The following is an 18,975-nucleotide window of genomic DNA, read 5'->3' on the forward strand; positions in this document are numbered from 1 at the left end:
CATGTCCAGCGACAATCCTGTCACCCGTCCCAAGCCGTTGCCCGATGAGCTTCGCGGCTGGAACTGGGGTGCGTTTCTTCTCAACTGGGTTTGGGGTCTTGCGCACAACACCTGGATTGCGCTTTTGATGTTTGTACCCGGTGTGAATTTGGTCATGCCGTTTGTGCTGGGGGCCAAGGGCAATCAATGGGCGTGGGAAAACAACACGTGGGAAAGTGTCGAAGACTTCAAACGCCATCAACGCATTTGGGCGCGTGTTGGCGTGGGTGCGGCCATCGGTATTCCGGCGTTTTTTGGCTTGGTCTTTTGGGGCGTTATCTCAATCATCAATTCGTCCGACGCGTATCAAACCGCCCAAGACGAATTGCGGTTTCATCCAGCGTTGGAAAAGTCTTTGGGCCACCCGGTGGAACCCGCGGGCTGGCTGACCCTGGGCAACATCAACATCCAAAATTCGACGGGTTGGGCGGACCTTGAGTTTGCGGTGAAAGGCCCCCGCGGCAGTGGTGACGCTGCGCTCTATCTGGAGCTGTCAGACGATGTGTGGCGCATCAAAGAAGCCCGCGTAGTGACTGAATACGGTGAAGACATCGAGTTGGTGGAATAGCAGGTTCGATCAGCTTTGTTCTTGGATCAGCTGTGTGAAGACTGCGGAGAATTCTTTCAACTTCGCCGCGCCCACACCGTGGATGTCCCCGAACGCGTCTTCGTCGGTGGGTTTTTTGCGCGCCATGTCTTCCAGCGACTTGTCGGCGAAGATCATATAGGCGGGGACGTTTCGTTCCAGGGCCAGTTCGGTGCGCAGGTTTTTCAAATGCTCCAACAACAACGCTTCGTCTTGCGTCAAGTCGGCAGGCGGTTCGGCGCGCTTGGTCTTTTTGGTTTTCTTGTCGGCTTTGGTGAGCAAGTCTTTGCGATAGTCAAAGGTAGTTTCACCCTTGAGCAAGGCTTGACCGCTCTGCGTCAGGCTCAGGCCCCCGTGTCCGGTCACATCGATTTTCATGTGACCTGCGGCAACCAATTGGCGCACGATGGACTGCCAGGCTTTTTTGCTTAAATCTGCCCCTGTTGCGTAAACCGGCAATTGATCGTGGCGGGTGGAGCGGATTTTTTCGTTCTCAGACCCGCGCACGATATCGATCAAATGCACTTGGCCATACATCTGGCCCGTACTGACACAGGCTTGCAACAGCGCTTGCACGGTTTGGGTGCCGTCAATCATTTCGGGCGGGGTTAGGCACATATCGCAATTGCCGCAGGGCTCGCAGTGGTCGTTGAAATACGCCAACAGCGTTTGGCGGCGACAGCTCGGCGCTTCGCAATACGAGATCAGCGCATCCAAGCGTTTGTGCTCGCGCCGTTTGTGGTCAACAGAGCTGTCTTCTTGTTCGATAAACATGCGGCGCATGCGCAAATCGTCTAGGCCATAGAGCATGTGCGCCACAGCTGGTTTGCCGTCGCGGCCTGCGCGGCCGATTTCTTGGTAGTAGGCTTCCACATTGCCGGGCATGTCAGTGTGACAGACAAAGCGCACGTCCGGTTTGTCGATGCCCATACCGAACGCGATGGTGGCGACGATGACGATACCGGGCTCCATCATAAAGGTTTCTTGGTGACGCGCGCGGTCTTGCGGCCCCATGCCCGCGTGATAGGGCAGGGCCTTGACGCCGTTGTCCAATAAGAACTTTGCCGTTTTTTCGGTCTTAGCGCGGGACAGGCAATAGACAATGCCGCTTTCGCCCGGATGCGCACCGACGATGTCCAACAACTGCCGATTGGCGTTTTCGCGGGTAGAGACATTGAGCTGAATGTTAGGCCGGTCAAAGCCAGACACAAACGTGCGCCCCATCCCATCGAACAGCTTGCCCGCAATGTCTTGTTGCGTCGCCGTGTCCGCCGTGGCGGTGAGCGCAGCGATGGGCACACCGGGGAAGCGGTCTTTGAGGTGCTGTAGCGCTTCATATTCAGGCCGAAACGACGGCCCCCAGCGCGACAGACAGTGGGCTTCGTCAATGGCGATGAGGCTGATGGGCAACTTGTCCAAGGCGGCCAACATACGATCCGTCATCAAACGTTCCGGGGCGAGATATAGCAACCGCACCTCACCTGCGGCCACTTTGCGCCACGCCACCACGTTGGTTTCGCGATCACGCGAAGAATTGATGGTCTCCGCCGCCACGCCTGCCAGCTTGAGCGCCGCCACTTGGTCTTCCATCAACGCCACCAAGGGCGAAACGACGATGGTGAGCCCGCCTTTGAGCAAGGCTGGGATTTGAAAGCAGAGCGATTTGCCGGACCCTGTCGGCATAACGGCCAAGGCGTGCTCACCGGCCAACAGGGTCTCCACCACCTCGGCTTGTCCGGGGCGGAAACTGTCGTAACCAAACACATCTTTGAGAATCTGAAGCGGCATGGGGCAACTATAACGCGCCCGAACCGTAATGAAACTGGGGGTTTTGGCGAAGTCATGGATTGAAACGCGAAAACGCGCTACTATATTGGAAAGACATACCTTTTATTCCAGTGGGAGGCAGCATCATGGAAAAACAAGACCTAGAAATCATTGCCCAAGATATGATGCAGCAGCTGGAATCGGGCGATTTGGAGCGCCATGAAATCCACGAACGCTTACGTCAGACCTTGGATCAAATGCGCGCGTTTGGTATGCCCTTGCCCGAAGACTTGGTCGCTTTGGAAAAAGAACTGGCGGGGGAATTCGTCGATGAGTTCGTCGAAGAAACCGTCGGCGAGTCCGACTGATCCTTAGCGGTTTTGACACACCGCATCCATCAACTCCGGGAAATCGCCGGCCGGTGTCCATCGAACACCGACGGGCAGACCGTCTACGCCAAACTCAGGGTTGGCGGGCAGGTCGGCAAATTGGCCCAGTCCGCAATGCATCATCTGCTGAACCTTCGCAGGACCTTCGTCGCGTTTAACCAGTAACGTTTCCACCAACACCATGTCGGGGAATTTCGGATTGGTGCGCGCTTTGCCTAAATCGACAGCCACAAAGCGATTGGTGCGCGGGACGATGTAGGTCCACGGCGCCCACGCACGGCTTTCGGTGTAGGTCTTCACCAACTGAACTTCAGGCGGCATGGCACCCATGGTGCGCTCAAACCACGAATATTCATTCCAAATGGTGTAGCCCAACATGGACATACCCACGGCAAAGGGGATCAGGACGCCGGGAGCCTTGCGTTTAAACGTGCGAAACCCGGCCCAGATTAAGATCCAGACCGAAGCGCCGACAAAAAACGTGGCGAGAAGATTAAACAGCATATCCGTATCCTTAAAAGCCTATCCTCGTCTTACACGCAGACGTCGCGAAGCTCAATCTTTCCGTCTTTACCGCTGCGATGTGCAGCTTGGGCCAAAAACAGCTCACCTGCCGCAATGGCGTCGATCATAGCGTTGTGAGATTTGTAGCGGGGTAGGTTATAGCGTGACCGCAAGGCGTCCAGGCGCAGCATGCCGGGTTCGACGGCTTCGTTGCGGCGCATCAGGGTGCGGATTTCCAGCCCCATGGTGTCAATGGTCGGCATCTCAAAGGGTAGACCAAAGCACTTTTTACAGGCCTTGTCCAAGAACCCGGTTTCGATTTTACAGTGATGTGCAATCAACACCCGTCCGGCGGCGTGCGGCAAAAAGGCTTCGAGGCTTTCGCAAAGTGGCGGAGCATCCGCGAGCATGTCGTCGGTCAGGGTATGGATAACGGCAGATTCTTCGGAGACTTCTTTTTCCGGCTTGCACAACACATGGCCGCGATCGCCATACAAGATTGTCATGCCCCGAATGACGCACCAGCCAATGGACACAATTTCGTGTTGGTTGGGCGAAAGGCCCGTGGTTTCCAAATCGACCGCAATGAACTCCAGATGTTCCAGTGGCGTGGCGCGCTTGGGCCAAGAGGCGTTGTAAAACGCTTCCATCGGCGTGCCGGCGGCCTTGTGCGACAGCAAGCGACGTCTCAGCGATGAACCTTTCAAAACGCTCAGCATAGCCTAACCCCTTAGCCCCCGTGCGCGTTGGCCATCGCACTTTGGATGGTCTTGATGACGGAAAAGGCATCGCGCAAGTGGTTGCGTTCGAAGTGGGACAGCTCTTCCGGTTTCATAAAGTTGTCAGGTGCATCGCCCCGGCGGATTTGTTTGACCTGGTGTTCTAGGCGCGCGGTGGCAATGAATTCATACGCATCCACCAAATCGCGCTTACCGGAAGGGCTGAGGACCTTGCCCTGGGTCTCGGTTTCCAAACGATCAAAGGTGTTCGACGTGGTTATCTTACCTTCCAATGCCACGATGCGCGCGATGTCGACAATGGGCACCACGCCGTTGTGTTTCATATCGAACGTGTCATCGTGCTCGCCGTCGTGGATCAGCACAAAGTTCTTGAAAAAGCCGAGCGGCGGCGTGTGGCTCAATGCGTTGCCAACCATGTGGCCGATGAACAACCGGTGTTTTGGGGCCTTTTCAGTTATGATGTCTTGCAAGGGCTCGATTAAGCTTATGTCCCCCCAAATTCCACGCAGATCGAAAAAGATCGACGACAGCATCAAAGCTTTAGGCTCTGGCATTTCAATCCATTTGGTGAAGTAGGATTTCCACACCGAGACAGGCTGACGCCATTCGTCGGTTTTGGCCATGATGTCGCCGGGGCAATACACATAGTTTGCGGCGTTGAGACCTTCGTTGACGTAATTGGCCAGCATCTTGAAATACCCACCGTGCTTGTCTTCGTCAAAGTCGTCGGAGATGACCATGCAGTTGTCTTGATCACCCACACAGGTTTGTTCAAAGCGTGCTTGAGACCCGGACGCACACCACAGGTATGGCACCGGCGGCGGGCCGAATTTGTCTTCGCCCATTTTCAACAAGCGCGTGGTGGCTGCGTCTGCGATTGAGCTGATGACATGGCCCACGGTATGTGCGGTTGCTCCGGCTTCGACCAAGGAACACAACAGTTGTGGCACACGGCCCACGACTTCGGCAATACCGTCGAAGGTGTCGCGCTTGTGAATGTCGCCGACCATGTAAACGGCGGACGTGGATTGGTGCTGTACCAGACTGGAATTGGTGATCACACCGACAACATTGTCGCCATCTTTGACGATAGGCAGGTGGCGGATGTTGTTTTTCGACATAATCATCATCGCGTCAAACGCCATGGCTTTGGCATCCAGTGTGATGGGATTGGGCGTCATGATTTTTTCGATGGGGCTATCGACCGGCAGGGCTTCGGCGACCACACGGTTGCGCAAATCACGTTCGGTCACGATCCCGGCCAAGCCGTTGTCGTCGCAGACCAAAAGGCTGGAGACGTTCATGTCACGCATCACCAGGGCGGCCGTGCGCACGTCGCAATCCAGTTCGATGGTGATGGGGTCGCGTTGGAGCAGCTCGCCGATCTTGGTCGAAATAAAGCCCAATTGGGCGTCGTCGGTGGAGCTGCCATGTGTGTTGGCACCGCGCAGGCGCTCGGCCCCTAACGGCGCAAAGAAGTAAGCAAACTGTTTGTAGTGATTGCGTAGGTACTCGAATTCATCGGCGGGCAGCATGTAAAACAGGCTGTCTTCCAAGGCCATCGCGCGGTTCACGACAACACGGTCAGGGTTGAGCATGGCGTGCACACCAAAGCATTCGCCTTCGCTCAGGCGTGCCAGGATTTCGTCCTCCTGGGTGCGGGTTTCGACCGATCCGGTGCGCACGATATAGAGGTGTTCGCACGGTGCACCGATTTCCAGGACCGATTGATCGCGCCGGGTGTAGGACGATTCAATCTTATCCAAAATGTGTTCAATGGCGTCTTCGGGCAGAAGGTCGAAAGGGTGGTGTTGGATCAGAAAATCGCGAATTTCGAGCAGTTCAACATCCATGGGGGAGATCCTCAATGCTTCTTAAATAAACGGCTGTCCAGCGCCTCAGCTTAGCGCAAAAAAGAAATGAGCGAACCCTGATTAACAGAGTTCGCTCATAAAAGTGTCTACAGACTTAAGTCAACAAAACTTGAGCCTTAGTGGCCGGTCGCTTCGCCAGCACCCGACGGGACGCGAACGTCTTCGACCAAGTGTTGGATGTGCTCCGGCGGTTCTGCCGTCATTTTGGAAACGACGAAGGCAACCGCGAAGTTCACCATCGCACCAACAGCACCGAACGCTTCAGGCGAAATGCCCAAGAAGTGGTTCGCCGTGGTGTTGTCGAGCATGTTCGTGCCCGGGATGAAGAACCAGCCTTTGTAGGTGAAGATGTAGAGCAGGGTGATACCCAGACCCGAGATCATACCTGCAATGGCGCCGGAGTTGTTCATCTTCTTGGAGAAGATACCCATCATCAGAGCCGGGAAGATCGAGGATGCGGCCAGGCCGAAGGCCAATGCCACCACCTGAGCGGCAAAGCCCGGCGGGTGCAGACCGAAGTAGCCTGCGACGGCGATGGCACCGGCCATCGAAATACGTGCAGCAAGCAGTTCGTTCTTCTCAGAGATGTCGGGGTTGACCATGCTCTTGATGATGTCGTGCGACACCGCCGAAGAAATGGCCATCAACAAACCAGCAGCCGTCGACAGAGCCGCAGCCAAACCACCAGCTGCGACCAAGGCGATCACCCAGTTCGGCAGTTGTGCGATTTCCGGGTTCGCCAAAACCATGATGTCGCGGTCAACCTTCAACTCAGAGCCGTTAACAGCCCAACCGTTCGCCGCTGCTTTGGTCGCAAAGGTGTCGGATTTTGCGTTGTAGTATTGAATGCGACCGTCACCGTTTTTGTCTTCGAACTTGAGAAGACCGGTGGTCTCCCAGTTCTTGAACCATTGCGGACGTTCGTCATATTTCAGGTTGTTGGCTTGAACGCCGACTTCACCCGTTTGAACCGTGTTGGACAGGTTGTAGAACGCCATGGAACCAACAGCCGGAGCCGTGGTGTACAAGATGGCGATAAACACCAGTGCCCAACCCGCAGACATACGTGCGTCACGAACTTTCGGAACCGTGAAGAAGCGCACGATCACGTGCGGCAAACCAGCGGTACCGATCATCAGAGACAACGTGTAGAGCGTCATATTCAGCGTATTGGTTTTCTGCGCTGTATATTCGTTGAAGCCCAAGTCCGTCAGGATCATGTCCAGTTTACCCAGCAAGGTTACGCCTTCGCCGGACAGTTCGGAGAACATGCCGATTTGCGGCAGCGGAACGCCGGTCAACTGAAGCGAGATGAAGATCGCCGGGATGGTGTAAGCCAAGATCAAAACGCAGTACTGCGCGATCTGGGTGTACGTGATGCCCTTCATGCCGCCCAAGACAGCGTAGAAGAACACGATGGCCATACCGGAGAACAGACCTGTTTCGTAATCCAGCTCCAAGAAGCGGGAGAACGCAACGCCGATGCCTTTCATCTGACCGATAACGTAGGTCAGCGAAGCAACGATCAAGCAGATCACAGCAACAGTACGAGCGGTTTGGCTGTAAAAACGGTCACCGATGAATTCCGGAACCGTGAATTTGCCGAATTTGCGCAGGTACGGTGCCAACAGCATCGCCAGCAGCACGTAGCCACCGGTCCAACCCATCAAGAAGATGGAGGCGTCGTAACCTTTAAAAGCGATAAGGCCGGCCATGGAGATAAAGGATGCAGCAGACATCCAGTCAGCAGCCGTTGCCATACCGTTGGCAACAGGGTGAATGCCGCGGCCAGCAGCATAGAACTCGCCGGTCGAACCAGCGCGAGCCCAAATAGCAATACCGATGTAGAGCGTAAACGTAATGCCCACAACGATATACGTAAGTGTTTGAAGTTCCATTGTTAGGAGGTCCTTTTAAACTCTTCGATCAATCTTCGTGGACGTCGAATTCTTTGTCTAAGTCGTTCATCTTTTTGGCGTAGTAAAACGTCAAGATCAAAAAGACGTAGATGGAGCCTTGTTGGGCAAACCAAAAGCCCAGATCCGTTCCGCCGATTTCGATGCTCGACAGCATCGGACGCAACAAGATTCCCAGGCCGTAAGAAACAAATGCCCAGATGGCTAACAGAATAGCGATCAGACGCAGGTTTGCCTTCCAATAGGCAATACCCGATTCCGTATTATCTGACATGACAATACCTTTCCTTGTTTTTTTGTGCGCTCCCCCACTAGGAAGCCTTGTTTTGGCACCACCTTTATGTGCCATTATTATTTTTTGCGGCTGCGAAGATTATTCACAATCCCATCAATTTGGGTAGTTAAATTTTTGATAAACTTCAAATGTGACGTGGTGATGTGGAGAAAAAGCATTAACTACATGTTTTGCATGTGAAATATTTACACTTAAATTCATTGCTTTGCGTATAGAGAGATTAAGAAATAATCATTTCAACCGCTTGCATACAATTTGTGCATGGGTCTAAGTTTTGTCAGCCCTCAACCCAGAGCGACTAACAGAAATGGCAGGGTTTGCGAATCTCTCGCAATAGATGGCAAAGCTCTGCAATCGACTTCTGAGGGGCGACGTGCTGCACTGCAAAAGGGCACACTTTTGGGTAGCTGCTTGCGGCCTGGGCGTGAGTGAAGTTTCAATGCTGTTGGGGGAGGGGAAAATGGTGCCGCCACCAGGATTTGAACCCGGGACCCCCTGATTACAAAGAATTTTCTATTTTCCATAACCGATTGTTTTTGTACAGATTTTACAATACACTGGACGTTGTAAGTGTTTAGTATATTGTTGTAAGGATTGTAAGTTATGGCAAAGATTGATTGGATTGTAGAAGGCCAGTTTGGTTTACGCAAGCATCCTAATACAAAGAATTTGCAAATCATATACAAACGACCGGGTATGAAACAGTACAGCACTAAGACAGCGGGTACAGCAGACCGGAATGAAGCAAAGCTTAAAGCTATTGAGTTTTGGGCACAGGCACCAATAAAAGAAGAACTTGGTGTACGTGTAAATGGAATTACATTTAAGACAATAGCAGAGCAATGGATAAAAGAGTTGCCTAGTTTAGTTAAGCGTGGATTGAGAGGCGCAACTACAGCAATTGATTATCCGCCAGTAGTAAACAGATATCTAGTTCCGTCACTTGGAAAGTATCAAATAGACGCTATTACGGACACGCATATAGAAAATTACTGGACGTGGCGTGACGAGTATTGGAGTGAACATGCAATTGAGCAAGTTGACTACTTTTATCGCAGTGTGAAAACAAAGACAGAAATATGCACTGACAATAATAACTTAACTCATGCCCGCATAAGAGACGCAGAAGGCAACGACATTAAGTATGTTGTGACAGTTCCAGACAAAGGCAAAAAGACAGTTCGTGCAATCAAATCATTACCCAGCCAAGGCGCGTTAAAGCGTGATGCTATGGTATTGGGAATGATATTTGAGTATGCCCGCAAGAAGGGATACACAACACGAGATCGTATACCGGGCATTACAGTACCAAAGCGTTTGGACAGCAAGCGCAACAAATCAAGGTTATCGTTTAGTTGGGATCAAATGGATGCCATTATTTCAAAACTGGCCTTGTACGATGCGCAGTATTTTATGCGCCTAAATGAGACACCGGGTATGCCAACAGACGACATGCGTTTATTGCATGCAAAGCGAACGTTAAGTGTGCTTATTAAAATGGTTTACTTCACTGGCATTGTTCCAGGCAAAGAAGCATTTAACCTAAAATGGAAACACGTCAGAGCCACAACAAAGGATGCATGGGGGCACAAGCAGCAAGTTATTCAAGTTGCTGTTGGTGGTGGTAAAAACGAATACCGTGTACGTGAAGTTATTCCAAAGCTAAAGTTATGGAAAATACTTGAGCGCTGGGAAGGCGAAAGCAAGTACACAGAGGATGAAGACTACATATTCAGCAATCTTAAAGGCAAACAAATACAAAGTATGGACAAGTCGTTTCGTACGTTAATGGAAGAACTGCGAGGCGAGAACAGCAAGGATCACAGATGGAATGATAAGTTCGTGTTGTATTCGTTCAGGCACACATACTGTACACACAGTCTGCAAATGGGTGAGAACATTCGCAGTGTTGCAAGTAACATGGGACACAGTGACACTAAGATGGTTGAAAAGTGGTACGGACACGACAAGCCAGTGGACTATGCAGCACAACTTGAAAAGGATTGGGATAGCAAGTTATGAGCACGTTAGAAGTAATGCACAATAGAGTTAGGGTGAAAGCTTCAAAAGAGCATAATCGTGTTCCAAATGCACTTGAGTTATATAACGAGCTTATGCTTGATACAGATATACGTAGGTTAATTACATTGCTAGGTGCGGACGTAGAACATATAGACACAAGCAAGCTAGAAAGCGTAACGGCACATGATGCAGTGCATGAGTATGTAAAGCATGAGTACGATTGCTTAACACATAACAAGCAGATAGCACTTAACAAGTATGGTGCATTGTTACAAATACTGGAAATAGCAAAAAGGCAAGAATGGTAGTCTTAGTCGGTAGACCTAGCACAAATAGAGGCGTAACGTGCTTGCAGTGTTTAACTGTAAGTAGGAGTAAGCATATATGTACAAGTTTACTGATCGTGCAGAAGCACTTGCATTTAGCAGTGTTATGACGATGTTTGATGAACGGTACGGCGTTTACGAACGTATAGGCTTTTACAGTGTTGTGTTGGGGGAATACGCAGAAGTGCACGAGGAGTACGGCAAGCGTATTAACTGATAAACATTACATTTATTAAGAAAAAGGGTTCCGTTTGGAACCCTTTTTTTTGTCTTAGGTATAAATAAATATATGAACGAAAGAAAATTGCTACAGCTAATTATATACAACAGGCTGTTTCATTTGGAAGCACGTAAGCAGGCAGCAATGCGTTTATACAAACTAGTAAATTTATAAGGTGAAATGATAATGTTAGAATTAAGTGATGTGTTGATAAATGGTTTTTATGGAGGAGTGCTTGGTGGTGTAAGTGTAGCGCTTGTATCTATAATAAGTCATAAAATCATGCAAATTAGAGAAGATAAACAACTAGAGACTATGCTTGATGATAGTTTAGTATGCGCAATTGAAGAAATGCAAAAGAGCGCATATGAGAATAATATTGAAAAACACAAGGTAACTTATGTTGTGCACGCAGAACTAAGAGACGTGCATAATTGGATTATGAATAACAAAGTTAGTTATGATGATTATAGTGTCTATGATCCTGATGATAAACTATGCGTAGGGCTATCAGTAAGTGATGATAAGATTATGCGATTCAAATTATCATTTATTTGTGATGAAGTAACTTGTGTAGAAGATATATACACATAATGCTAAAGAACTTTACAAGGGCTGAATTGGAGTGCCCACATTGTTTAACAATATTGACTACACCTGAAGCCTATTGTGCTAGAGAAAAATTACAGTTACTACGCGATAGAATAGGCAAGCCATTACGTATCAACAGTTCATATAGATGTGCTGTGCATAACAAGAACGTAGGGGGTGTAGACGGATCAAAGCACTTAGAAGGCATTGCTTTTGATATATCGCTACGCACTGGTGATTTTACATTAGAAGAAATTAGAGAACTTGCATTTAGGGAAGGCTGGACAGGCTTTGGCTATTACGACACGTTTATACACTTAGATGATAGAGATGGACGTATTGTAGAATGGGATTACAGAACTAATAAAACACCATTCAAACTAGACTTTGATAAAGGAACATGGAAGGAATGAAAGCAAGAACACTATTAGAATGGATGGAATTTAAAGACGATGTTGAGATACGTATAAACGTAACAGACGCATTCAACAAATTGAAAGAAGACACGTTAAGTGATGAATATTACATAACGCTAAGTGTGGATAACAAGAAAGAAATAATTATAGAGTTAAGAGGAAAGGAATAAGATGGAAACATTAATAACAATTAATTTAATAGTTGGTGTAGTAGCAATATGTTCATTTGTTATTATGATATTAACAAGCGCAATGAATATAGATGACAACGACTTTTTTGCAAGTACAACAGCAGTTATGATTTATATAACATTAGTATGTACAGGTTTTACAGCAGGGGCATTTTTTTCTAAAGTAGCATATGAACGTATAACAGAACCAGAACCAGTAGTTGAGCGCGACCCATTTAAATTTAGTGATATAATTGATGTGAATATAACAAGTGTTTATCGCGCTTGTAACTATATGCTTGATGATACGTCTGCATTTACAAATAAAGAAGTAGAGTTTTGTAATGCTTATGTAATTAAATTTAACAACAACCGAGAAGTTGCAAAAGATAAATCAATTCAGCGTGGAATGAAAGGTATACGCAAACACTTAGGAGTTAATGATTAGATGATAGAAGCAATTGATTGGCAAGAAGCAAGGCACGAATTATGCCAGCATTACGTTAAAGGCGAAGACAAAACCAAACCAGATTTAACTACTGATTTGATAAGACGCCTTGCTAATGCAGAACAAGCGTTAAGCAAAAAAGCAAAAGAGTTAGGAGAAAAGGATTAGATGATACAAGCACTATTAGCACCACTACTTAATATAGCTGGGAACGTAGCCAGCGAATTTATAGAAGACAAAGACAAGTTGAACGCATTTAAGGCTCAGCTTGCATCACAAGCAATCAACAAAGACACAGAACTAGCTAAAGCAGCGCGGGACGTAGTTGTAGCGGAGGCCAAAGGCGAAAGCTGGTTACAACGTAATTGGCGTCCTATAGCCATGCTTACATTCTTAGGCATGTTGCTTAGTTACTGGCTTGGGTTTGGTGGTGTACATGCACCTGAAACTGTCCTTATGGAAGTGTTTGCACTGCTTAAGATAGGCATTGGCGGTTACATAGTTGGGCGTAGTGCTGAGAAAGCAATCAAAACATATAAGGAATAATGTTGTGAATACATTTGTACAAGAAACAACAGAGCATGAAAGCGAATATGAGTTTGAAGGTAAGCATTACAAATTTGTTAGGCCTAAAGTTGACATACTTTATTATCCAAATGATTTTAGAGAAGATGCAACAAAAGCATTTGATGACTTTTATGAAGCGTACAGAGATTATCCAAGCGAATTTATGTTTACATGCACTGTAATGCTGTTGGCAGTATGGAAATACTATGTAGAAAGGGATGAATCAAAACATTGGCATGAATTTGGAACAAAGCATCACCATTACATTATGAGATATAAGAATGTTAAATTATTAGCAAGCAAATTAAGAGAAAGGCATAAATGCACTGGATAGGGATAACACCAAAGCCAGAAGAATACTTAGGCTTTGTATACATAATAACAAATAACATTACAGGTCAGCGCTACATAGGTAAGAAGAATTACCACACTGTAAGGACTGACACACGTGTAGCGGCACGTAAATTAAAACGTCCACGTAAGCGTAAACAAGAAAGCAATTGGGCATCATATACAAGCTCAAGTGAACACGTTAACGACGATATAAAAGAATACGGTAAAGACAATTTTACATTTGAAATATTATGGCAGGCTAAAACTAAAGGCGGTTTGTCTTATGTTGAAGCAAACATACAGCATAAGCTAGACGTGCTTACAGCACAGCTAGAAGATGGCAGTAGAGCATTTTATAACAATCAAATAGCAGCAACTAAATATATTCCAAAGGAGTTTATGTGATTACATACAAAGATAACAACAAGTGCATTGTGTGTGGGTCAACATACAAATATAAGAAAACTGGTAAGTGTGTAGATTGCTCTATTAAGAAAAGGCTTAAGTTGTATCATGAATTGCCTAACACAATAGAAGAGCTTGTGGAATACTTTGTAAAAGTGTCGCATCAAACTAGCTTTATGAGTGATCATACAACACGTGTATTACAGAATGAGCAATGGCGGGTTATTGCTAAGCTTAAAGTGTGTGGTGATTTAGATCGGCTGTATGATGTGTTAACTGATAGTGAAAATGAGATATATGCAATGTTTAGGGAGTACACCAGCTATAGCAATTACCAAACGAAATCGACTGTTTAACAAGATCAAGTGTATGGAAGCAGGGGACCGTAAATGGGCTGAGTTTGCTAAATACTGTAAAGCAATCTTGGAGGAACATAATGGGAACAAAAGAGATAAAACCAAACACGATAAGCAAGTACAGAGCGACGACAGCCGTAAAAAAACTGAAAAAAATCAGTGATGAAATTGAAGCATTACACCTTGAATTAGCAGACAGCCTTTACGAGATGATCAAAGAGGGTTGCAAGACAAAATAGTTAGGGCTACAGTTTTAGATAGCAGTTATTAGACAAAGGAGAAATAACATGGCTATCAAACGTTCATCTACAGTTATCAAAAAGCCCACAAAGTCTTACGCCAAGAAAAAAGACCCGAAAGAAAGCATTGTTGAAGGGCTTGAAGAACAAGCAAAAGCCTATCAAACGCTTGTTGTTGAGGGCAAAACGGAAGCGTTTACAATGCGTGGTTCCAAAACTGTAAAAGTTACGCCACGTTGGTTTGAAGCAGGCGGCAAGTTTGTTTTCAATGTGCACTACGGCATTCGCGGAATTGCAAGCATTACAATGGACGAACTGAGCGAAGTGCCTGAAGCAATCCAAATGGCAATTAGCGACGTGCAAAAGGGCAAGCACGACGACACCATCGAAGCAGTGCAAAAAGAAATGGCGGCGGCACGCGCAGCACGCAAGTAAGCACTAACATCAAATCAAAATTAGGCTGTGTTCTTACACAGCCTTTTTTTGTGGCTGTAACCCGGTTTTAAGGCCTGTACAGGCGCGTGTTCGATTTTTGGCTGGCTGTGTGCTGGCCTTGGGTTGGCTGTGCCTTGTGCGGGCTATTTTTTTGGCTTGCTGGAAATTATTTTGACAAAAGTTTTGTGTGATTACAATGCTTTAGGCAGTAGGGACCGTAGAATTGGAAAAAAAACTAAATAGATTTGAGGGCGGCAACATAAATATGAATGCTGAAATTTATTAAGGAGAATAAACATGAATTATTCGTGGCTTAACTATGTGTACGAACGCGACACAACAACTAACAAAAAAACATTTAGACTTTGGTGCAGCAAGAAGTATGGACTGAAGACAACACACGACATAAACGAATGGATTATGCGTGCGAAACTACGTGGCGAATGGCACGGAGGTGGACTGTAATGAAACACGACGAATTAAAAGATATTTTGCATAAACAATTTAAAAGAGCAGCAAGGGCAGCACACAGAAACAACAAAGATATGTTTGATGGTTGGGACTTTTACGTGATTGAATTTATTTGTGTAGACAAGACACTAAGCAACAACATTGTGAATGAATGGACACGTGAAAGTGCAGTAGTTATGGGTAAAATATATCAAACGAATGTAATGAATGTGTGGGGTTGCAGTAGAAACAAGGCAATGGAGCTAAAATTACGATACGCAGAAATAATTATAGGAGAAGCGAATGAAGCAATTAAATGATTTTTTAATTATGATGAGACTGAAAATAGGTAAGAACAAGTGGCAGTGGTTATATGAACAACGTTGGAAAAAATTATTAGACGAAGAGATATATGAGCAGTACAAAGTTTTGAGTTTATATTTACACAGTTATCATCTAAGCAACGAGTTGCAAACAACATATTACAAATATAGCAAATCATTAGAAAAGCATACAGTTAACACATACAGTGATTATGTTGATTATAAGAGACAGCTAAATCAATACAAAGAAGCAATTAAAATAGATGCTTATGATATATTTGATAAGCATGCTGGATATATGGCAATTAATAACTTTGATAATTTAAGAGACGTTGCAGTAGACGAGCGTGACGGTACTAATTACGTGGGCTACTTACCAACAATTTATGGTCATGAAATTGCAACGGCTAAAGATAAAGTGCCGATGTTTAACTTTTGCATATTTAAAACTGATGGCATGGATAAAGACATTGTTTATACAAAAGATGGAAAGCATGTAAAGCGCGTTGCGGCAAACGTTAAATCTATTACAGCACTTGTTTTAGACTATGACGGTGAAATGAGCATTGAGCAAGCTAAGCTACGTTTTGAAGACTATGACTACTGGCTTTATACAAGCTGGGGACACAAAACTGAAAGCAAAGGTGGAAAGGATGCGTTTCGTGTTGTTCTTCCATTTTGGCATGCAATTCCTGTGGATGTGTTTGTAGACCATAAAGTAGAAATACTGGAATGGTTGGGCAGCACATACGATCCAAAAACACGCAAATTTACTTCGCACGCTGTTGATCAAACAACGCTTAATATTGCACGTGCTTTTTTCACACCTAGCTGTGCAAAAGAAAACATTGGAAACGCGGTATCATACTATAATGAAACTAATGTGATGTTGGAATTAGACATATGGCGTGACGCACACTTTGAAAGAAAACAACGTGAAGAGCGTGAAGACAAAATGAGTGAATTGCGTGAAATGCTAATTGCAAAGCAACATGCAGGGGTGGTTAGCAAAAAATATAAGAACGCAAAGCATGAAAGCATTTATAACAGTGACATTGTTAAAGCAGAATATTTAACTGACTATTACAACAATGATGATGGCAGTTGGCACGTTGGATTTTATAAGGTGCTGTGTAGGATTGCTGGACGTGCAAAAGGTATTGGCTATGCACTGACAGCTACAGAACTTGCAGGCATTGCACGTGAGATTGATTGTGCGGACAGTGGAGGTCCATTTTATGATAATGATAAATATAACAAAGAGGCAGTTAATGCACTTAAATACATAGGAGTAACAACTTGATGAAAAGTGGAATAGATAAAAACTTAGTTAGAAAATATAAATTTGAAGATTTACATTGGATTGATAAAAGCAGTGTGACGTACAGGGCTGATATGGATTGGCTAACTGGTGTTTGTGTTGGTAGTGCAGATGGCAGCTACTTAGTTAAAGATAAACACACAGGCGGCACAGTGATATTGCAAAACAATAAATTTGCAAAGATTAAACTAAGCAATGAATGGTGCGGCACACACAAACTTACAGACGGTAGTGTGGTGACAATTACAAATGAAGTTATAACCCAATATTTGAACACATTTTGTCCTACTGTAACGGGTACAGTGCAATTGCCTTTGTATGATAGACATGCTGTGTTTAATAATGAAAAACGTATCAACGTTTGGACAGATACAATTACACGCTATGACGAAACATGCATAAATTCATGTGAAAAATTATTGATACTGATCCGTGAAAGTTTATGTGCGTGTGAAGACAGCAAAACACTGGAACAAATACTAAGTGATGAACTGTACGGTGATGGTGCAATCAAAGATGAATTTAAATTTTTGATGCATTGGCTTGCTGACATTTATCAAAATCCAGGCATTAACCAACAAACAAACTTGTGGCTTATAGGCAATGCAAAAGGCATTGGTAAAGGCACGCTTATGAGAGTGCTTGCGTACATTTGGGGGCGCAGCTATGGCAAGGCTTCACAAAATGATATTGAACGTGGATGGAACGACTTTGTTGAAGGCACAATTATTATGGAAGCAGACGAGTTTAAAGCTACTGACAAAATAGACTTTAACAGTTGGCTAAAGAAAGAAACAACTAATCCTGTTGTAAGCATTAATAAACGTAGAGCAACACCTTACACAGTACCAAATATAACAAATTGGATTTTTACAACAAACGAAGAAAACCCTATTTTTATTGAGGATGGTGATAGACGTAATGTGTTTATACAAACAACAAGTGACAGTGGAAAATGGGGCAAATACGCACTTGATTTAAACGTTGAACTAGACGATTGCTTAAGTGATGTTGCAAAAGGTTTTGCTGCAATTTTAGCAAGCATTAAAGTAGATAAGGCGTTTATTGCACGTGCATTTGAAACTAAACTTAGGGCTGAGGCACGTATGGCAAATAGTAATGCTGTTGAACAATGGTTGCTGGACAACAGAGAAGTTAATGAGCAATTTGCTGATCAATGGACAAGTTCTAAAGACTTGTTTGGAGACTATGAGTTGTGGCGTGACATGTACGCAAAGACAAGCTTTATAAAAACATTGAATAGCTTTGGTGCTGTAATGACAAAACTGGTTAATAGAGGGCTGATTAAGAAGCGTAGGTCTAAAGCTGGACAAGAATACTACATTGATAAAAAATATTGCAGGGGTAGTAATGTAGTTGTGTTTACAGAAGCACAACAGAAACTGAGAGACAAACAGAAGGATAAATATAAAAAGTAGAAAGAAAAGTAGAAAGAAAAGTAGAAAGAAAAGCAGCATAAAGCTGCTTTTTTTTATGAGTTTTTTATGAGTTTTTTGTGGTTTTTACAGTACATAAATTGTTGCTTGTATGTACATCGTGGTTTTTTGAAAAGTAGTGGTGTTGGAATAGAGCTACACACCTACATTGAGAGGAAACCGAAGAAAAGAGAGTAATTAGAAGGGTTTATCCATGGTGTGTGTGTAGTGTACCTATTTTATTATTATTATTTTTTATTATATATATATATATATAGGGAAACAGGGTTATCTACACTGATTTGTGCACTAGTTAATAAAGCAGTTAATAGTTCCACATAAGGCAGTTGCTATTAACACATAGAGCTATTGCAATTAACACATAAGGCAGTTGCTATTAACGCCACACACAGAGCCAGAAGCAGACACAGAACACATTATCAGCACAAAGTAGAAGATGAGCCTGTACGGGCAATGTAGGGGCTTACAGGCCAGGGCTGTTTGCTGTACATTCAAAAAAGCTTATATTTAACTTTATTTTAATAATATTGTGTTTTGGGTACCCTATGTGCTGCTTTGAGTGAGTTGGCTCTGTACGGGCTTTAAAACCGGCTTACAGGCAATTTTAGGGTAGGGCATGGCCTTTGTGTTGCATAATTTATATCATCCTACTATAAAAATCCCAAGTATTTCAACAGTATTAGCTATTATTAAGTCAAAGTTTTACTATATTTCACAGAGCAACAAGCAGATCATTATTTAAATATATTGTAACATTACTTTATATTGTACTGAACAGTTATGCAT

At 45.1% G+C, this 18,975-nt stretch carries 25 protein-coding genes; 19 read left to right on the forward strand and 6 right to left on the reverse strand.

The annotated features are described in order from the left end of the window. The first annotated feature begins 1 nt into the window (after position 1). Positions 2-607: a cytochrome c oxidase assembly factor Coa1 family protein gene (locus V5T82_RS14020; protein ID WP_332896283.1), complete on the forward strand. Its 606-nt coding sequence runs from the start codon at positions 2-4 to the stop codon at positions 605-607. Positions 608-616: 9 nt separating this feature from the next. Here V5T82_RS14020 and recQ read toward each other — a convergent pair whose 3' ends face one another. Beyond that, the gene (recQ, locus tag V5T82_RS14025; protein ID WP_332896284.1) at positions 617-2,413 is read right to left on the reverse strand and encodes a DNA helicase RecQ; all 1,797 of its coding nucleotides are present in this window, start codon (positions 2,411-2,413) and stop codon (positions 617-619) included. Between the two features lie 125 nt (positions 2,414-2,538). Between recQ and V5T82_RS14030 the strand changes: the two genes are divergently transcribed. Continuing rightward, positions 2,539-2,760, forward strand: a complete 222-nt coding sequence (locus tag V5T82_RS14030) for a hypothetical protein (protein ID WP_332896285.1) — start codon at positions 2,539-2,541, stop codon at positions 2,758-2,760. A gap of 3 nt (positions 2,761-2,763) precedes the next feature. Here V5T82_RS14030 and V5T82_RS14035 read toward each other — a convergent pair whose 3' ends face one another. From V5T82_RS14035 to V5T82_RS14055, 5 genes are all read right to left on the reverse strand, one after another. Beyond that, complete coding sequence (locus V5T82_RS14035; protein WP_332896286.1) at positions 2,764-3,285, reverse strand: hypothetical protein; 522 nt, start codon at positions 3,283-3,285, stop codon at positions 2,764-2,766. A 29-nt stretch (positions 3,286-3,314) separates the two neighbouring features. Next, positions 3,315-4,004, reverse strand: coding sequence for an exonuclease domain-containing protein (locus tag V5T82_RS14040; RefSeq protein ID WP_332896287.1), 690 nt, complete (start codon positions 4,002-4,004; stop codon positions 3,315-3,317). 11 nt (positions 4,005-4,015) lie between these two features. Then, a complete protein-coding gene (locus V5T82_RS14045; RefSeq protein WP_332896288.1) occupies positions 4,016-5,878 on the reverse strand; it encodes a putative nucleotidyltransferase substrate binding domain-containing protein in 1,863 nt (620 codons plus the stop codon). Between the two features lie 137 nt (positions 5,879-6,015). Then, the gene (locus V5T82_RS14050) at positions 6,016-7,797 is read right to left on the reverse strand and encodes a sodium:solute symporter family protein (protein WP_332896289.1); all 1,782 of its coding nucleotides are present in this window, start codon (positions 7,795-7,797) and stop codon (positions 6,016-6,018) included. A gap of 28 nt (positions 7,798-7,825) precedes the next feature. Then, positions 7,826-8,089 (reverse strand): DUF4212 domain-containing protein, encoded by a 264-nt coding sequence (locus V5T82_RS14055; protein ID WP_332896290.1) that lies wholly within the window; start codon positions 8,087-8,089, stop codon positions 7,826-7,828. A 624-nt stretch (positions 8,090-8,713) separates the two neighbouring features. Between V5T82_RS14055 and V5T82_RS14060 the strand changes: the two genes are divergently transcribed. From V5T82_RS14060 to V5T82_RS14140, 17 genes are all read left to right on the forward strand, one after another. Continuing rightward, on the forward strand, positions 8,714-10,132 hold the full coding sequence (locus V5T82_RS14060; RefSeq protein ID WP_332896291.1) for a tyrosine-type recombinase/integrase: 1,419 nt from the start codon (positions 8,714-8,716) through the stop codon (positions 10,130-10,132). Next, positions 10,129-10,440 carry a hypothetical protein gene (locus tag V5T82_RS14065; protein WP_332896292.1) on the forward strand — a complete coding sequence of 104 codons (312 nt, stop codon included), beginning with the start codon at positions 10,129-10,131 and terminating at the stop codon, positions 10,438-10,440. The genes V5T82_RS14060 and V5T82_RS14065 overlap by 4 nt, the downstream gene beginning before the upstream one ends. Before the next feature lie 76 nt (positions 10,441-10,516). Beyond that, on the forward strand, positions 10,517-10,675 hold the full coding sequence (locus V5T82_RS14070; RefSeq protein ID WP_332896293.1) for a hypothetical protein: 159 nt from the start codon (positions 10,517-10,519) through the stop codon (positions 10,673-10,675). Positions 10,676-10,864: 189 nt separating this feature from the next. Beyond that, positions 10,865-11,272 carry a hypothetical protein gene (locus V5T82_RS14075; RefSeq protein ID WP_332896294.1) on the forward strand — a complete coding sequence of 136 codons (408 nt, stop codon included), beginning with the start codon at positions 10,865-10,867 and terminating at the stop codon, positions 11,270-11,272. Next, the gene (locus tag V5T82_RS14080) at positions 11,272-11,682 is read left to right on the forward strand and encodes a D-Ala-D-Ala carboxypeptidase family metallohydrolase (RefSeq protein ID WP_442917751.1); all 411 of its coding nucleotides are present in this window, start codon (positions 11,272-11,274) and stop codon (positions 11,680-11,682) included. Before V5T82_RS14075 ends, V5T82_RS14080 begins: the two co-directional genes overlap by 1 nt. Beyond that, positions 11,670-11,855, forward strand: a complete 186-nt coding sequence (locus tag V5T82_RS14085; RefSeq protein ID WP_332896296.1) for a hypothetical protein — start codon at positions 11,670-11,672, stop codon at positions 11,853-11,855. The genes V5T82_RS14080 and V5T82_RS14085 overlap by 13 nt, the downstream gene beginning before the upstream one ends. Before the next feature lies 1 nt (position 11,856). Then, entirely contained in the window at positions 11,857-12,303 is a 447-nt protein-coding gene (locus V5T82_RS14090; RefSeq protein ID WP_332896297.1) for a hypothetical protein, read from the forward strand. Next, complete coding sequence (locus tag V5T82_RS14095; protein ID WP_332896298.1) at positions 12,304-12,471, forward strand: hypothetical protein; 168 nt, start codon at positions 12,304-12,306, stop codon at positions 12,469-12,471. Then, positions 12,472-12,849, forward strand: a complete 378-nt coding sequence (locus V5T82_RS14100) for a 3TM-type holin (RefSeq protein WP_332896299.1) — start codon at positions 12,472-12,474, stop codon at positions 12,847-12,849. A 4-nt stretch (positions 12,850-12,853) separates the two neighbouring features. Beyond that, positions 12,854-13,204 (forward strand): hypothetical protein, encoded by a 351-nt coding sequence (locus V5T82_RS14105; protein ID WP_332896300.1) that lies wholly within the window; start codon positions 12,854-12,856, stop codon positions 13,202-13,204. Beyond that, entirely contained in the window at positions 13,192-13,608 is a 417-nt protein-coding gene (locus V5T82_RS14110; RefSeq protein ID WP_332896301.1) for a hypothetical protein, read from the forward strand. Before V5T82_RS14105 ends, V5T82_RS14110 begins: the two co-directional genes overlap by 13 nt. Then, positions 13,605-13,964, forward strand: coding sequence for a hypothetical protein (locus V5T82_RS14115; RefSeq protein WP_332896302.1), 360 nt, complete (start codon positions 13,605-13,607; stop codon positions 13,962-13,964). Before V5T82_RS14110 ends, V5T82_RS14115 begins: the two co-directional genes overlap by 4 nt. Positions 13,965-14,044: 80 nt before the next feature. Next, positions 14,045-14,203, forward strand: coding sequence for a hypothetical protein (locus V5T82_RS14120; RefSeq protein WP_332896303.1), 159 nt, complete (start codon positions 14,045-14,047; stop codon positions 14,201-14,203). 48 nt (positions 14,204-14,251) lie between these two features. After that, positions 14,252-14,638: a hypothetical protein gene (locus V5T82_RS14125; protein ID WP_332896304.1), complete on the forward strand. Its 387-nt coding sequence runs from the start codon at positions 14,252-14,254 to the stop codon at positions 14,636-14,638. A 464-nt stretch (positions 14,639-15,102) separates the two neighbouring features. After that, positions 15,103-15,408 (forward strand): hypothetical protein, encoded by a 306-nt coding sequence (locus V5T82_RS14130; RefSeq protein ID WP_332896305.1) that lies wholly within the window; start codon positions 15,103-15,105, stop codon positions 15,406-15,408. Next, positions 15,392-16,714, forward strand: coding sequence for a hypothetical protein (locus tag V5T82_RS14135; protein ID WP_332896306.1), 1,323 nt, complete (start codon positions 15,392-15,394; stop codon positions 16,712-16,714). The genes V5T82_RS14130 and V5T82_RS14135 overlap by 17 nt, the downstream gene beginning before the upstream one ends. Continuing rightward, complete coding sequence (locus tag V5T82_RS14140; protein ID WP_332896331.1) at positions 16,714-18,171, forward strand: DUF5906 domain-containing protein; 1,458 nt, start codon at positions 16,714-16,716, stop codon at positions 18,169-18,171. Before V5T82_RS14135 ends, V5T82_RS14140 begins: the two co-directional genes overlap by 1 nt. Positions 18,172-18,975: the final 804 nt, after the last annotated feature.

The sequence above is a fragment of the Magnetovibrio sp. PR-2 genome (assembly GCF_036689815.1).
Classification (GTDB): Bacteria; Pseudomonadota; Alphaproteobacteria; order Rhodospirillales; family Magnetovibrionaceae; genus Magnetovibrio.

Coding starts and splice junctions, on each gene's coding strand:
- V5T82_RS14020 (WP_332896283.1), top strand. CDS start 2: ATGTCCAGCGACAATCCTGTCACCCGTCCCAAGCCGTTGCCCGATGAG.
- recQ (WP_332896284.1), bottom strand. CDS start 2,413: ATGCCGCTTCAGATTCTCAAAGATGTGTTTGGTTACGACAGTTTCCGC.
- V5T82_RS14030 (WP_332896285.1), top strand. CDS start 2,539: ATGGAAAAACAAGACCTAGAAATCATTGCCCAAGATATGATGCAGCAG.
- V5T82_RS14035 (WP_332896286.1), bottom strand. CDS start 3,285: ATGCTGTTTAATCTTCTCGCCACGTTTTTTGTCGGCGCTTCGGTCTGG.
- V5T82_RS14040 (WP_332896287.1), bottom strand. CDS start 4,004: ATGCTGAGCGTTTTGAAAGGTTCATCGCTGAGACGTCGCTTGCTGTCG.
- V5T82_RS14045 (WP_332896288.1), bottom strand. CDS start 5,878: ATGGATGTTGAACTGCTCGAAATTCGCGATTTTCTGATCCAACACCAC.
- V5T82_RS14050 (WP_332896289.1), bottom strand. CDS start 7,797: ATGGAACTTCAAACACTTACGTATATCGTTGTGGGCATTACGTTTACG.
- V5T82_RS14055 (WP_332896290.1), bottom strand. CDS start 8,089: ATGTCAGATAATACGGAATCGGGTATTGCCTATTGGAAGGCAAACCTG.
- V5T82_RS14060 (WP_332896291.1), top strand. CDS start 8,714: ATGGCAAAGATTGATTGGATTGTAGAAGGCCAGTTTGGTTTACGCAAG.
- V5T82_RS14065 (WP_332896292.1), top strand. CDS start 10,129: ATGAGCACGTTAGAAGTAATGCACAATAGAGTTAGGGTGAAAGCTTCA.
- V5T82_RS14070 (WP_332896293.1), top strand. CDS start 10,517: ATGTACAAGTTTACTGATCGTGCAGAAGCACTTGCATTTAGCAGTGTT.
- V5T82_RS14075 (WP_332896294.1), top strand. CDS start 10,865: ATGTTAGAATTAAGTGATGTGTTGATAAATGGTTTTTATGGAGGAGTG.
- V5T82_RS14080 (WP_442917751.1), top strand. CDS start 11,272: ATGCTAAAGAACTTTACAAGGGCTGAATTGGAGTGCCCACATTGTTTA.
- V5T82_RS14085 (WP_332896296.1), top strand. CDS start 11,670: ATGGAAGGAATGAAAGCAAGAACACTATTAGAATGGATGGAATTTAAA.
- V5T82_RS14090 (WP_332896297.1), top strand. CDS start 11,857: ATGGAAACATTAATAACAATTAATTTAATAGTTGGTGTAGTAGCAATA.
- V5T82_RS14095 (WP_332896298.1), top strand. CDS start 12,304: ATGATAGAAGCAATTGATTGGCAAGAAGCAAGGCACGAATTATGCCAG.
- V5T82_RS14100 (WP_332896299.1), top strand. CDS start 12,472: ATGATACAAGCACTATTAGCACCACTACTTAATATAGCTGGGAACGTA.
- V5T82_RS14110 (WP_332896301.1), top strand. CDS start 13,192: ATGCACTGGATAGGGATAACACCAAAGCCAGAAGAATACTTAGGCTTT.
- V5T82_RS14120 (WP_332896303.1), top strand. CDS start 14,045: ATGGGAACAAAAGAGATAAAACCAAACACGATAAGCAAGTACAGAGCG.
- V5T82_RS14125 (WP_332896304.1), top strand. CDS start 14,252: ATGGCTATCAAACGTTCATCTACAGTTATCAAAAAGCCCACAAAGTCT.
- V5T82_RS14130 (WP_332896305.1), top strand. CDS start 15,103: ATGAAACACGACGAATTAAAAGATATTTTGCATAAACAATTTAAAAGA.
- V5T82_RS14135 (WP_332896306.1), top strand. CDS start 15,392: ATGAAGCAATTAAATGATTTTTTAATTATGATGAGACTGAAAATAGGT.
- V5T82_RS14140 (WP_332896331.1), top strand. CDS start 16,714: ATGAAAAGTGGAATAGATAAAAACTTAGTTAGAAAATATAAATTTGAA.